The organism is Polaribacter batillariae (assembly GCF_017498485.1).
GTDB classification, from domain to species: domain Bacteria; phylum Bacteroidota; class Bacteroidia; order Flavobacteriales; family Flavobacteriaceae; genus Polaribacter; species Polaribacter batillariae.
In genome coordinates, this window is the sequence record NZ_CP071795.1 from 1,359,765 (window position 1) to 1,373,488 (window position 13,724).

Annotated in this window: 13 protein-coding genes; 10 read left to right on the forward strand and 3 right to left on the reverse strand. The window is 32.0% G+C overall.

Translation table 11 applies throughout. The annotated features are described in order from the left end of the window. Positions 1-20: 20 nt before the first annotated feature. Together JL193_RS05940 and JL193_RS05945 are read left to right on the forward strand one after the other, a co-directional pair. Positions 21-710 (forward strand): RluA family pseudouridine synthase, encoded by a 690-nt coding sequence (locus JL193_RS05940; protein WP_207972917.1) that lies wholly within the window; start codon positions 21-23, stop codon positions 708-710. A gap of 59 nt (positions 711-769) precedes the next feature. After that, positions 770-976 (forward strand): nitroreductase family protein, encoded by a 207-nt coding sequence (locus JL193_RS05945; protein ID WP_243456853.1) that lies wholly within the window; start codon positions 770-772, stop codon positions 974-976. On the opposite strand, the gene JL193_RS05950 is transcribed toward JL193_RS05945, so the two are convergent. After that, entirely contained in the window at positions 954-1,847 is an 894-nt protein-coding gene (locus JL193_RS05950) for an IS982 family transposase (protein ID WP_207970412.1), read from the reverse strand. The two genes, JL193_RS05945 and JL193_RS05950, sit on opposite strands and share 23 nt — an antisense overlap. A gap of 56 nt (positions 1,848-1,903) precedes the next feature. Here JL193_RS05950 and JL193_RS05955 point away from each other — a divergent pair, with 56 nt between their 5' ends. Further along, entirely contained in the window at positions 1,904-2,521 is a 618-nt protein-coding gene (locus JL193_RS05955; RefSeq protein ID WP_207973403.1) for a nitroreductase family protein, read from the forward strand. Positions 2,522-2,523: 2 nt separating this feature from the next. Further along, complete coding sequence (locus tag JL193_RS05960; protein ID WP_207972918.1) at positions 2,524-2,763, forward strand: hypothetical protein; 240 nt, start codon at positions 2,524-2,526, stop codon at positions 2,761-2,763. Here the strand turns inward: JL193_RS05960 and JL193_RS05965 are convergent. Continuing rightward, a complete protein-coding gene (locus JL193_RS05965) occupies positions 2,750-5,134 on the reverse strand; it encodes a penicillin acylase family protein (protein ID WP_207972919.1) in 2,385 nt (794 codons plus the stop codon). The two genes, JL193_RS05960 and JL193_RS05965, sit on opposite strands and share 14 nt — an antisense overlap. Positions 5,135-5,233: 99 nt before the next feature. Between JL193_RS05965 and JL193_RS05970 the strand changes: the two genes are divergently transcribed. The 4 genes from JL193_RS05970 to JL193_RS05985 all read left to right on the forward strand — a co-directional run bounded on the left by JL193_RS05970 (position 5,234) and on the right by JL193_RS05985 (position 11,036). Beyond that, positions 5,234-6,397, forward strand: a complete 1,164-nt coding sequence (locus JL193_RS05970; RefSeq protein WP_207972920.1) for a DegT/DnrJ/EryC1/StrS family aminotransferase — start codon at positions 5,234-5,236, stop codon at positions 6,395-6,397. Between the two features lies 1 nt (position 6,398). Next, entirely contained in the window at positions 6,399-7,406 is a 1,008-nt protein-coding gene (galE, locus tag JL193_RS05975) for a UDP-glucose 4-epimerase GalE (protein WP_207972921.1), read from the forward strand. A 413-nt stretch (positions 7,407-7,819) separates the two neighbouring features. Then, on the forward strand, positions 7,820-8,077 hold the full coding sequence (locus JL193_RS05980; RefSeq protein WP_437440086.1) for a hypothetical protein: 258 nt from the start codon (positions 7,820-7,822) through the stop codon (positions 8,075-8,077). Between the two features lie 115 nt (positions 8,078-8,192). After that, positions 8,193-11,036, forward strand: coding sequence for a M16 family metallopeptidase (locus JL193_RS05985; RefSeq protein WP_207972922.1), 2,844 nt, complete (start codon positions 8,193-8,195; stop codon positions 11,034-11,036). A 296-nt stretch (positions 11,037-11,332) separates the two neighbouring features. Here JL193_RS05985 and fabD read toward each other — a convergent pair whose 3' ends face one another. Beyond that, positions 11,333-12,217, reverse strand: coding sequence for an ACP S-malonyltransferase (fabD, locus tag JL193_RS05990; RefSeq protein WP_207972923.1), 885 nt, complete (start codon positions 12,215-12,217; stop codon positions 11,333-11,335). 238 nt (positions 12,218-12,455) lie between these two features. Here fabD and JL193_RS05995 point away from each other — a divergent pair, with 238 nt between their 5' ends. Both JL193_RS05995 and JL193_RS06000 read left to right on the forward strand, forming a co-directional pair. Continuing rightward, a complete protein-coding gene (locus JL193_RS05995; RefSeq protein WP_207972924.1) occupies positions 12,456-13,166 on the forward strand; it encodes a DUF547 domain-containing protein in 711 nt (236 codons plus the stop codon). A 39-nt stretch (positions 13,167-13,205) separates the two neighbouring features. Further along, positions 13,206-13,541, forward strand: a complete 336-nt coding sequence (locus tag JL193_RS06000) for an arsenosugar biosynthesis-associated peroxidase-like protein (protein WP_207972925.1) — start codon at positions 13,206-13,208, stop codon at positions 13,539-13,541. Positions 13,542-13,724: the final 183 nt, after the last annotated feature.

The following is a 13,724-nucleotide window of genomic DNA, read 5'->3' on the forward strand; positions in this document are numbered from 1 at the left end:
GACTGCGTTCGACACAACAAATGCAATCTACAAAAAACAACTTACAGGTTTTATTTGAAGACAATCATCTTATAATTGTTAATAAACGCGCTGGCGATATTACCCAAGGAGATAAAACTGGCGATACACCTTTGAGTGATGTTGTAAAAGAGTACATTAAAGACAAGTTTAACAAACCTGGGAATGTTTTTTTAGGAACTGTTCACAGGTTAGACAGGCCTACTTCTGGAATTATTATTTTCGCAAGAACTTCTAAAGCGCTAGAACGCTTAAACAAAATGCTACGTAAAAAAACCATTAAAAAAACATATTGGGCAATTGTAAAAAATACGCCCAAAAAACAAAGCGATACCCTTATTAACTTTCTAAAGAAAAACCCTAAAAACAATAAATCTTTTGTTTATAAAAAAGAGATAGAAGGTTGTAAAAAAGCCATTTTACATTACAAAGTTCTTAAAAAATTAGACCATTATTGTTTATTAGAAATCGATTTAGAAACAGGAAGACATCATCAAATTAGAACACAATTAGCGCATATTGGAAGCCCTATAAAAGGCGACTTAAAATATGGTTTTGATAGAAGTAATAAAGATGGAAGCATCTCTTTACATGCCAGAAAAATTAATTTTATGCATCCTGTTACAAAGAAAGAAATTAATGTTTTAGCCCCTACACCAACAGAAGTTATTTGGAACGCTTGTTTGAAATAATTAATTTTAAAAGGAAGAAATTATCTTCTTTTTTTAAATACAAAAGCATATTAAAAACTATGAATACAGAAAAAACGGTTTCAGAAGCAATCTACTACAGACGCTCTGTTAGAATATACAATGCTAAAAAATCTATTGATAAAACCCTCGTAAAAAAATGTTTAAAGCAAGCTACTTTGGCTCCCAACAGTAGCAATATGCAGTTGTGGGAATTTTATCACATCACTTCTAACCTGAGTTCGATTAATAAATTGTCAACTGATTAGACTTTACAGTCTGATATTTTATAGCAGGTTTTTTTGGTAAAAAGCTATATGCAATAAGACCTGCGATTATGTTTGACAAGAAATTAGTAAAACTTCTATGTCTAGAATGTTCAATTTGACAAATATTTTTGAGTTCGTCATTTACGGTTTCAATAACAGAGCGTTTACGCAGTAAAATTTTATCACTCATTGTCATTAAAGAATTCTTCATATTGTTTTTAATATGAGTAATTAAATGCAATCCATCAGCAAAAAGTAACTGCATTAAATCTTTTCCAACATAACCTTTGTCCGCATATAACTTACCATAAATTTTATCTAAAAAAGACTTCTTTTTTAATGGCGTTCTATCATCAACATTAGCTTGGGTTATGCAGAAGTTTAGGATTTCACCTTTATCATTTATAACGATATGCAATTTAAAGCCATGGAACCATCCTATAGTGGATTTTCCAGTGGTTGCAATGCCTTTAAATACTTTATTATTCTTAATTCGTTTGGGGCTGCAAACTCTAACAGGTGTAGAATCTACAAAAGAAATACCCGTAGAATTACCTAAACAACATGTCTTTAAAAATAAAGTCATTGGCATGAGGTTTTGCTGCATGAGTTCTGTAAATCTATTGTATGAAACTGTAGCTGGGAAATCATCTTGCATATGCTTTTGCAAGTAATACACGTAAAAGTGTTTAAAGGTCCTAAAACCACTAAGCTGAAACAAAATGGTAATGGTAATTACCTCGCTATTTGACATAACACTGGGACGTTTTGATGGATTGCCTAAAAGGTGTTTACTGACTATTTGGTCATATTCTTTACAAAATTCATCAACAAGACAGAAAATTTCAGTAATTTTAGAGTAGATTATCATAGATAGATTTTTAGATTAATAAATTGAAATTCAATACTTTAATTTACTGAAAATCTATCTTTTTTACTAGAAAAAAATGCCTAAATTTTAATCGAACTCAGGTTTCTAAAGAAACCATCGATAAAATTGCGCCATTTTGCTTCAACCAAAATGCAGCAAAAACCGCACAACAATTGGTTATTTTTGTTACCAGAAAAGATTTATGGAAAAAAAGAGCAAAAGCAAACTTACAATTTATGGATGCTGTTTTTGGTAAAAACAATCCAAAAGAAAAACAAAGTAGCAGAGAAAAAGTAGCTAGAAATTATTATGGAAAAATCATTCCGTTTGCGTATGCAGATTTTTTAAGAATTCTAGGTTTTCTAAAATATTTACTAGTTATTAGTATTGGAATTTTTAAACCCATATACAGGCAAGTAAGAAATAGCGACATGAGAATTGTTGCCCATAAAAGTTGTGGATTGGCTGCACAAAATTTTATGATTTCTATGGCTGCAGAAGGTTATGATACTTGCCCAATGGAAGGTTCTGACACTTTACGAGTTAAAAATTTACTGAATTTACCTTTTGGTTCTGAAATAAATATGATTGTTTCTTGCGGAATTAGAGACGAAAAAGGTGTTTACGGAGAGCGGTTTAGAATTCCTTTTGATGAAGTTTATAGAGAAATTTAAAAATGGGAGATTTTTTGGGGTTAGAAATCATGTATTTATTGTGCAATTTTATTGGAGGAACTCTAAGATGGGTTTACGGAACCATTTGGAGAACCATTTTTAACAAGTCAAAATACAGGTATAATGAGTACGTTTTTGGCGTCGAAAATTCTAAAAATCATTTTGATGTTCATGGGCATCAATTCAATAATTTAATAATTACAGTGGTATTTATAGCAGTAATTGCAACTATTCTTTCTTAGGCTTCAAAATTAAAACATTCTTGCTTTTTTCAACATCTGCCTTATTGAGATTCATTTTTACAAATTCTCCATTTAAATATTGTTTAGCTTGGTCTTTGTAGTGCTTGCTAAAAACGCGCCCAGATTGTCCTGTTGGTACAATTGCCCAACTATTATCTACGTCAGAAAAATCGACAATTCTTCTTGTAGAAGGCCCAGCAAGCACTTTATAAACTCCTGTAGAATCGATATTGTAAATTTGATTGTTAATTACTTGATCTCCACCCGCAGTTACAAATGGACCAACATTAAAATAACTTCTTAAAACGGCAACCTCGCCAACTGCATGTTTGTATTCTACAGAAATTACGCGCTCCCATTTCCAACGTTCTACATTGGTGCCTAATTGGTTTTCTAAAAACGAAAACGCGTTTTTAAAAGAATTTGTAACTATTTCTTGCTTGGTTTCAATTTTATCTTTTGTAGAAACATTATCCCACCAAACCGAATTTTCTCTTTTAGCTTGCACTGGCAAAACTTTTTCTATAAAAGGAGTATTTATCAATTGACTGTATCCTTTTCCCATTTCATCTGCAAAAGTGTTTTTCTGAAACTCGTAAATAAAACGATTGTAAATTACGGGTGCAACTTCATTTTTATCGAAATTTCCTTTCCAATTTTTTAAAATATGTATGGCTGTTTTTTCACTTGCAGACAAATTACTTTTGTTTAAAGAATTTAGCAAATTTTTAGCAATTTTGGGTGCATTTGGCGAAGTATTATCTAACAACATTTTAGCAACATCGTTTTTTGTCCAATTGTTTTTTGGAGCCAGCAACTCTACAATTCTTTTTGCCCTATCTTCTACCAAATAATAACCAGGATACAACATGTTTGCAATAGAATCTGGCTGATTATTTGCAGAATACACATACTTATTACTTGGGTTTATAGCCTGTGGATTTTGGTCAAAGTTTAAATATTCTACAATTTCATCTTTACCAGAAGAACCATTTAAAAAAGTTTTTGTGTATAAAGAATCTCTGTATTTATACAATTTTCCTGAAGCAAACCAAGCAATGTTATTTTTAGAATCGCCATACATTATATTTAAGCCTGGAGCGTGTAATTTACTGGCCCCATTTTTAAATTCTGTTAAGTTTTTCGCATGTGAAATCTCATAAGCAACCTCTAAAATTTTATTTTCTAATTTGGTGTAAATCCACTGCATTGCAATTGGGCGGTTGTCTTCTAAATGCGCTACAATTCCATTCATTAAAGGCCCGTGTTTGCTTGTTTTAATTGTGTAAAGCGAATCTTTTTTATCTTTTATTTTTAAACGTTTTTCAACAATAGTATAATTCAAAAAATAGTCTTTGTATTTGTATTCATTTTCGTTGTTAGGGTTATTTTCTTCTATATAAAAATCAACATCATCGTTTTCGAACATTGTTAAACCATAAGCATAGTTTTTATTATGGCCCAATAATGGAAATGGCACCAAAGCTAAATGAAAACCGTACATTTCGTAATGGGGTGTTTTTACGTGTGCCTGATACCAAACTGAAGGTTGCGAAAAGCCAATATGAGGGTCGTTTGCGAAAATTACTTTTCCGTTTTTGGTTTTATCTCCGCCAAGAACCCAAGAATTACTTCCTATAAATGGCGCAATTGGTAAAGTTTCCATTAAACGATGCATTGCATAAGAAAAAGCCCCTGTAATTTCGGGGTTTTTCTCGTTTTTAATAAGGGTTAAATTCTCTTTTTCAACTCCAATTAATTCATTAAAATAAGCATCTCCTAATTTTTCTTTCACTTCGTTTAACATTGGATCTGTTTTATGAGCAACTGCAAAGCTAAAAGCCATATACCCCAAAACATTGTACATATCTTTTAGTGTGTATTTCTCTTTTTTTACACCTACTAAAGTAAATTCAATAGGCGTTTTTCCATTTTCTATATAATCGTTTACACCTTTTAAATAAGCAGTTGCCAATTTGTAGGGTTCTGAGTTTTTATCTAAATTTTCGATTGTTTTTGCGGCGGCTTCTTCGATTCCTAAACCCGAAAAAAGTTTGTCTGTTCTTATTAATTTTTCTCCAAAAATTTCTGACAATCTTCCTGCTGCAATTCTACGAACCAACTCCATTTGCCACAATCTATCTTGCGCATGCACATACCCCAAAGCCACATAAGCATCTTGTTGATTGCTCGCATTTATATGCGGAACACCAATTTCATCAAAATAAACAGTTACCTCTTCTTTTAAATTTTTAATTTCTAATTCTCCTGCATATTGGGGCTCTAAAGTTGTTTTATAATACCATCCAAAAGCAACGACTAGTATCATTAGAATTACAAGTATTTTTAATAAATTCTTTAAAATCTTCATAAATATTGATTTTTACCAAAGATAAACGATTTATTATTTCTGTTTTCATACAAAAACAATGAAAGTTTGTTTGTATTTTTGAGGTTCAAAATTTTCTTTATGAAAAAAATTCAAATGGTTGACTTACAAGGTCAATATGAACCGATAAAAGAAACCGTAAACACTTCAATTCAAGAAGTTTTAAATTCTTCTGCATACATAAATGGCCCTTTGGTGCACGAATTTCAAGCAGACTTAGAAAAATATTTAAACGTAAAACATGTAATTCCGTGTGCTAACGGAACAGATGCTTTGCAAATTGCAATGATGGGTTTAGGTTTAAAACAAGGTGATGAAGTTATTACTGCCGATTTTACATTTGCAGCCACAGTAGAGGTAATTGCTTTATTAAAATTAACCCCAGTTTTGGTAGATGTTGAAAAAGATACGTTTAACATAGATATTGATGCTTTAAAAAAAGCAATTACGCCAAAAACAAAAGCAATTGTACCAGTTCACTTATTTGGTCAAGTGGCAAATATGGAAGCTGTTTTAGAAATTGCCAAAGAACATCATTTATTTGTAATTGAAGACAATGCACAAGCAATTGGCGCCAATTACACATTTAAAAATGGCAAAAAACAAAAAGCAGGAACCATTGGAAATGTAGGTACAACTTCGTTTTTTCCATCAAAAAACTTAGGTTGTTATGGAGATGGAGGTGCTATTTTTACAAATGATGATGAATTAGCACACAGGTTAAGAGGCATTGTAAATCATGGAATGTACACTCGCTATTACCATGACGTAGTTGGAGTAAATTCTCGACTCGACTCGATACAAGCTGGAGTTTTAAAAGCAAAATTACCGCATTTAGATGGGTATTGTAATGCTCGTAGAAATGCCGCTCGTTTTTACAATAATGCGTTTAAAAATAACCCAAATATTATTACACCAACCACAAAATCGAATGCAACAAACAGTTGTGGCGAAATTTGCGATACTTGCGATTGCCATGTTTTTCATCAATATACACTGCAAATTACCAATGGCAAGAGAGACGAATTACACAAACATTTGTTAGACAAAGAAATTCCGAATGCCATTTATTACCCAGTTGCGTTGCATGCTCAAAAAGCATATCAAGACACTCGTTATAAAGAAAGTGATTTTCCTGTAACAAACGAGTTGATAAAAACAGTAATTTCTTTACCAATGCATACAGAATTAGAAAAAGAGCAATTAGAGTTTATAACGGAAACAATCAATCAATTTATAAAATAGTATGAAAAAAATATTAGTCACAGGAGGTTTAGGTTTTATAGGTTCACATACCGTTGTAGAGTTGCAAAATGCAGGTTTCGAAGTGGTTATTATAGACGATTTATCGAACACAACCTTAAAAGTTTTAGATAGTATTACAGAAATTACAGGTAAAAAACCAGATTTTTATCAAATTGATTTGCGTATTAAAAATGATGTAAAAAACTTCTTCGATACTAATAAAGTAGATGGAATTATACATTTTGCAGCCTTTAAAGCTGTAGGAGAAAGCATGCAAAAGCCTTTAGATTATTACGAAAATAATTTAAGTGCTTTGGTTTATCTTTTACAAGAAATGAGAGATCGAAAAATAGATCATTTTATTTTCTCTTCTTCTTGCACCGTTTATGGGCAAGCAGATGAATTGCCAATTACAGAAAAAGCACCTGTTAAAAAAGCAGAATCTGTATATGGAAATACCAAACAAATTGGTGAAGAAATTATTGAAGACGCCAGCAAAGCACATGGAATTAACGCAATTGCTTTGCGTTATTTTAATCCGATTGGTGCTCATGAAAGTATAAAAATTGGTGAATTACCTTTAGGAGTGCCTCAAAATTTAATTCCATTTGTTACACAAACTGCAGCAGGAATTCGTAAAGAATTATCGGTTTTTGGCGACGATTACCCAACTCCAGACGGAACAGCTGTAAGAGATTACATTCACGTGGTAGATTTGGCGAAAGCACACATTGCAGCATTGCAGCGTTTAATCAACAAAAAAAATAAAAAAAGTTTCGAATTTTTTAATGTAGGTACAGGAACAGGAAGTTCTGTTTTAGAAGTAATAAAAGCATTCGAAAAAGCATCTGGAAAACCTTTAAATTATAAAATTGTTGGAAGACGAGAAGGCGACATTACAGCTGCCTATGCAGACACAACCATTGCAAATAAAGAATTAAACTGGAAAACAGAAAAAACATTAGATGAAGCTTTGGCTTCTGCTTGGCAATGGCAGTTGAAACAGTAAGTCAGTTGGCAGTGTTTAGTCTTCAGTTAGCAGTCGTGGGCACCGTTTTTTTTAGCTTTAGGCTCAAGTGCATTTAAAACTATAAGCCATCTTTTGTCTTACGTCTTAGGTCATTTCATTACCTCTTAAGTCTTACGTCCTAAGTCTTAAGTCCTAAGTCCTAAGTCCTAAGTCAAATTTAAGTCTTGTATCATTTTAAATCACAAGTCGTTTTTACGCAGAAATCACTCAATTTTAGCTCGTTTTTAGTTAATTTTGAGTGATTTTTTGCTTTTTTCAACTAAAAAAGATCTTTTTTTATTTTTTATATGATAATGATAAGGTACTTGAATTATCAAATTGTTAAAGATACCTCAGTATCATTTTTAGTTCTACATTTCTCTGCTCATTTTTAAGGTTTTAACAGTTCTAAATTGACATCAACACATATCAACCTTAACTTTGTAACCGATATTATTAATGATAAAAGAACACCAATGAAACTGATTAACATTAAAAGAAAGACTCAATTAGAACAACGTCATACCCGAGAAATGGGCGTTCTAACCACCAACGTAACGTATATAAAAAAAATGCTCTTCAATTTAATTCCGTTAGCAACTTTACACAAATATAGAGAAACGTATTACGGAGAAATAAAAGATTGCGAAGAGTGCGTTTTAGCAAAATAATTTAATCGAAAACCTGAATTTTAAGTTCAGGTTTTTTTTTGCCTTTATTTAACACTATTCCAAAGCATTATTCATTTCATTTTAGTAATTTTAGTCTTTAAAATCTATCATAAAAATGAAAAAAATCACCCTTGTATTTGCGAGTATTTTATTATTTATTGCTTGCGATAATTCAACCAAAAAAACTAGTTCCAAAGAAAAAGAGCTAAGTATTAAATATGAAAAAATAGAGTTAGACAATGGACTCGATGTTATTTTTCACGTAGATAAATCAGACCCAGTTGTAGCTGTAGAGCTAATGGTACATGTTGGATCTGCCAGAGAAATTGAAGGCAGAACTGGTTTTGCCCACTTATTTGAACATTTACTTTTCTTAGAATCTGAGAATTTAGGAAAAGGAGGTTTAGATAAAATGAGTGCAAGAATTGGTGGTTCTGGAGCAAATGGTTCAACTTCTAGAGACAGAACAAATTATTTACAAACCGTGCCAAAAGACGCCTTAGAAAAAATGATTTGGGCAGAAGCCGATAAATTGGGTTGGTTTATAAACACAGTTACAGAGCCAGTGCTAGCGAAAGAAAAACAAGTGGTTAAAAACGAAAAAAGACAAAGAGTAGATAACGCACCTTATGGGCACAACCAATATGTTATTGGAAAAAACCTGTATCCAAAAGATCATCCATACAATTGGCAAGTAATAGGTTCTTTAGAAGATTTACAAAACGCTACCTTAGACGATGTAAAAACATTCTTTAAAAAATGGTATGTACCTAATAATGCTACTCTGGTTTTATCTGGAGATATCGATGTTGCTCAAGCAAAAGAATGGGTACATAAATATTTTGATGAAATTCCAAGAGGCGAAGACATTCCTCCTTTAAATAAAAGACCAGGGGTTGTAAAAGAAACAAAACTTTTATACTACGAAGATAATTTTGCAAGAGTACCACAATTAACAATGGTTTGGCCCACTGTAGAATCTTATCATCCAGATTCTTACGCTTTAGAAGTATTAACACAGTATTTATCTGACGGAAAATCGGCTCCTTTAAATGAAGTTTTGGTAGATGATTTAAAACTTACTTCCTACACTTCTATGTATAACTATATTTCTGAATTAGCAGGCTCTACGCAACTTTCTATTCGAGCTTTTAATGATGTAAGTCTAGATGAAGTAAAAGCAGGAGTTGAAAAAGCGTTTGCAAAATTTGAAGCAGAAGGAATTTCAGAAAAAGATTTAAAAAGAATAAAAGCAGGCCAAGAAACCGAGTTTTATCAAAGTTTATCTAGCGTTTTAGGAAAAGGAACCAATTTAGCTTCTTACAATACCTATACAGGAAACCCAGGTTATGTAAGCGAAGATATTAAAAAAACGCTAGCAGTTACCACAGAAGATGTAATGCGTGTTTATAATACCTATATTAAAGACAAAAATTACATTGCCACTAGTTTTGTACCTAAAAACAGTGCAGCACTGGCCTTAAAGGGTTCTAAATTAGCCGAAGTTGTAGAAGAAAAAATTGTACAAGGTGCAGAAGAAAAATTCGATCCAAAAATCGCTGCAACATACCAAAAAACACCTTCTTCTTTTGATAGAAGTATAGAACCTCCTTACGGAAAAACACCTTCTTTAGCAGTGCCTACAGTGTATGAAAGTAGCTTAGAGAATGGTTTAAAAATATACGGAATAGAAAACAACGAAGTTCCTTTGGTTAGATTTAATATTACTATTGATGGTGGGCAATTATTAGAATCTATGGATAAATTAGGGGTCGCTAATTTAACAGCAGATTTATTAAATAAAGGTACAAAAAACAAAACTGTACAAGAATTAGAAGAAGCCATTCAAGAATTAGGAGCCTCTATTTATATCTATTCTGGAAAAGAAGAAATAACAATTAGCGGAATAACACTTTCTAAGAACTACAACAAAACATTAGCTTTGGTCGAAGAAATGTTATTAGAACCAAGGTTCGATGCAGAAGAATTCGATCTCCTTAAAAAAGCAACCATTGCAAGCTTAAATCAACAAGAAGCAAACCCCAATTCTGTAGCTAGAAATGTTTATAACGAGTTAATTTACGGAAAAGACAACATTCGTTCTAAAAATACTTTAGGAACCGTTTCTTCTGTAAAATCGATTACTTTACAAGACGTAAAAGATTTTTACAACAATTATATTTCGCCTTCTGTTGCCAAAATGTTAGTGGTAGGAGACATTTCTAAAAAAGAATTAATAACATCTTTAGACAATTTAAATTCTAAATGGAAAAGTAAAGAAGTAACAATTCCTGAATATAAAACTCCAGATGCTCCAACAAAACCTACAGTTTATTTTTACGACATTCCAAATGCAAAACAATCTATTTTACAATTTGGTACACCAGCTTTAGCGGCTACAGAGAAAGATTTTTATCCAGCCTCTGTGATGAATTACATTCTTGGTGGTGGCGGATTTGCTTCTCGCTTAACACAAGAATTACGTGAAGGAAAAGGATATACCTATGGAATTCGTTCTGGATTTTCTGGTTCGAAAGCAAAAGGTGCTTTTACGATTTCTAGCGGAGTAAGAACCAATGTAACATTAGAATCTGCACAATTAATAAAGAAAATTTTAGAAGAATACCCAGAAACTTTTTCTGATAAAGATTTAGAAACTACAAAAAGCTTCTTAATAAAAAGCAATGCAAGAGCTTTTGAAACTGCTGGTGCAAAATTAAGAATGCTCGCTAATATTAGCGATTATGGTTGGAAGCCAGACTATGTAAAAGATAGAGAAGCCATTGTAAATAACATGACCAAAGAGCAAATTAAAGAATTGGCAAATAAATATGTAAATCCAGATAAAATGATTTGGTTAGTGGTTGGTGATGCAGAAACACAATTAAAAAGGATGAAACAATTAGGATATGGAGAACCTATCTTGTTAAATGAAACGCAGAAACCAATTAAGAATTAAGAGTATGAGTTATGAGTTATGAGTTATGAGTTATGAGTTATGAGTTATGAGTTATGAGTTATGAGTTATGAGTTATGAGTTATGAGTTATGAGTTATGAGTTAAATCTCACAAAAAAATCCCATTTTCTAGTTTAGAAAGTGGGATTTTTTTTATTATTAAATGCCTCCTTGAGCATTACTGAAATTTAGAATAATTCTAATTGAAAGTAGCTAAACGTAATTTAAAGAAAGGTTTATTATGTAACGAAAACTATAGTTCTCGACTGCACTCGAACAGACACAATAATCATTAAAATTACTCGAAAGAAGCTCCACTTGCAGCCACACTTCTATCGATTTTACGCATTAAACCTTGCAACACTTTTCCTGGTCCTACTTCTATAAATTCGGTACCTCCATCAGCAATCATTGCCTGGATCGATTGGGTCCATTTTACAGGCGCAGTTAATTGAAGCATTAAATTTTTCTTAATCTCATTTGCATTGGTAACAGCACTAGCAGTTACATTTTGGTAAACAGGGCAAGATGGTTCTTTAAACTCAGTTGCTTCGATTGCAGCTGCTAATTCTTCTCTTGCAGGCTCCATCATTGGCGAATGAAATGCACCTCCAACAGGCAATAAAATGGCTCTTTTTGCTCCTTTTTCAGTTAAAATTGCACAGGTTTTTTCAACTGCTTCAATTTCTCCAGAAATTACCAATTGCCCAGGACAATTATAATTTGCAGCGACTACTACTCCATCTATTTCTGCGCAGGTTTCTTCTACAACATGATCTTCTAAACCTAAAACTGCAGCCATTGTAGATGGTGCTGCTTCACATGCTTTTTGCATGGCCAAAGCACGTTTAGAAACTAAGGTTAAACCATCTTCAAAAGACAAAACACCGTTTGCAACTAATGCCGATAATTCTCCTAAAGAATGTCCAGCAACCATTTCTGGTTGAAAAGAATCTCCTAAAACCTTCGCTAAAATTACAGAATGTAAGAAAATAGCAGGTTGAGTAACTTTCGTTTCTTTTAATTGCTCTGTAGTTCCTTCGAACATAACATCTGTAATAGAAAACCCTAAAATAGCGTTTGCTTTTTCGAAATATTCTTGTGCCAATGCAGATTTTTCGTACAAATCTAACCCCATTCCTGTAAATTGTGCTCCTTGACCCGGAAAGATATATGCTTTCATTTTTAGTATTTTTATTTGTTTAGTTGTCGGCAAAAATAATCATTTTTATTTGAAGGTAACTGCTAGTCAACAGGTAGGTTAACGGCTTTATTGAAGGCGAAAGATTCAATTTGAGCTAATTTTTCTCAAAAAACAAAAGAAAAATTAGCTCAAACAGTATATTTAACAACTTTTGGAACTATTATTGTAATCAACTTAAAAAACCTTCGTCTAAAAGAGCAACAAATAAAAATATACAATGAAAAAAATACTTTTAACATTAATTACCGTTTTTACATTCGCACAAACAAACGCACAAACATCTATATTTAACAATTTACTTCAAAAGCACGTTACCGAAGATGGTGTTGTAGATTACAAGGCTTTTAAAGAAGACAAAGCTAAATTAGACAGTTACATTTCTTATTTAGAAAAAACCTCTCCAGAGAGTTCTTGGTCAGAAAACAAGAAAAAAGCTTTTTGGATTAATGCGTACAATGCTTATACCATTAAACTTATTTTAGAAAACTATCCACTAAAAAGCATTATGAATATTAAAGAAAAAGGAAAAACCGCTTGGAAAATCCCTTTTGCTAAAGTTGGTGGAAAAACCTATACTTTAGATCATATAGAACATGAAATTTTACGCAAGAAATTGTTTGATCCTCGAATTCATGTAGGTGTAAATTGTGCATCTGGTTCTTGTCCGAAATTAGGAAACATGGCGTTTACAGAAGAAAATGTAGATGCTACTTTAGAAAAATTAATGAAAGAATTCGTAAACGATTCTTCAAGAAATAAAATATCGAATAAAAAAGTTCAAATTTCTTCAATTTTCGATTGGTTTAAAAAAGATTTTACTAAAAATGGTTCTGTAATCGATTATTTAAACAAATATTCCAATACAGAAATTAATAAAAATGCAAGAATAAGTTATTTGAAGTACGATTGGAGTTTGAACGGAAAATAAATTTATTATCTTTCACTTTTTAATCATAATAAAAAAATAATGTCTAAAACATATTACGATTCTGCAGATTTAAGAAAATTTGGAAAAATAACTGAATGGAGCGAAGAACTTGGAAACAAGTTTTTCGATTATTATGGAAAAGTCTTTGAAGAAGGTGCACTAACTGCTCGTGAAAAATCTTTAATTGCTTTGGCAGTTGCACATACAGAACAATGCCCTTATTGTATAGATGCATACACTAAAGACACCTTACAAAGAGGTATTACCAAAGAAGAAATGATGGAAGCAATTCATGTGGGTGCAGCCATTAAAAGTGGTGCAACTTTGGTGCATGGAGTTCAAATGATGAATAAAGTAAATAAATTAGAAATGTAAACAGAGAACCATTTTTTGCTTTTGCAAAAAATGTGTGAATCGCTTATGCCAACGAAAGTGGGTATCTATAAGTTCAAGTGAATTTTGCTTTTTGAAAAAAATTTTAGAGGTCGCTTATCCCGTTTTTTAGCGAAATCTCTAATTTCAAAAAAACCAAAACACAAATTTCTTCGTAAATACTAT

Coding starts and splice junctions, on each gene's coding strand:
- JL193_RS05995 (WP_207972924.1), top strand. CDS start 12,456: ATGAAAAAAATACTTTTAACATTAATTACCGTTTTTACATTCGCACAA.
- galE (WP_207972921.1), top strand. CDS start 6,399: ATGAAAAAAATATTAGTCACAGGAGGTTTAGGTTTTATAGGTTCACAT.
- fabD (WP_207972923.1), bottom strand. CDS start 12,217: ATGAAAGCATATATCTTTCCGGGTCAAGGAGCACAATTTACAGGAATG.
- JL193_RS05940 (WP_207972917.1), top strand. CDS start 21: ATGCAATCTACAAAAAACAACTTACAGGTTTTATTTGAAGACAATCAT.
- JL193_RS05950 (WP_207970412.1), bottom strand. CDS start 1,847: ATGATAATCTACTCTAAAATTACTGAAATTTTCTGTCTTGTTGATGAA.
- JL193_RS05985 (WP_207972922.1), top strand. CDS start 8,193: ATGAAAAAAATCACCCTTGTATTTGCGAGTATTTTATTATTTATTGCT.
- JL193_RS06000 (WP_207972925.1), top strand. CDS start 13,206: ATGTCTAAAACATATTACGATTCTGCAGATTTAAGAAAATTTGGAAAA.
- JL193_RS05965 (WP_207972919.1), bottom strand. CDS start 5,134: ATGAAGATTTTAAAGAATTTATTAAAAATACTTGTAATTCTAATGATA.
- JL193_RS05970 (WP_207972920.1), top strand. CDS start 5,234: ATGAAAAAAATTCAAATGGTTGACTTACAAGGTCAATATGAACCGATA.
- JL193_RS05945 (WP_243456853.1), top strand. CDS start 770: ATGAATACAGAAAAAACGGTTTCAGAAGCAATCTACTACAGACGCTCT.
- JL193_RS05960 (WP_207972918.1), top strand. CDS start 2,524: ATGGGAGATTTTTTGGGGTTAGAAATCATGTATTTATTGTGCAATTTT.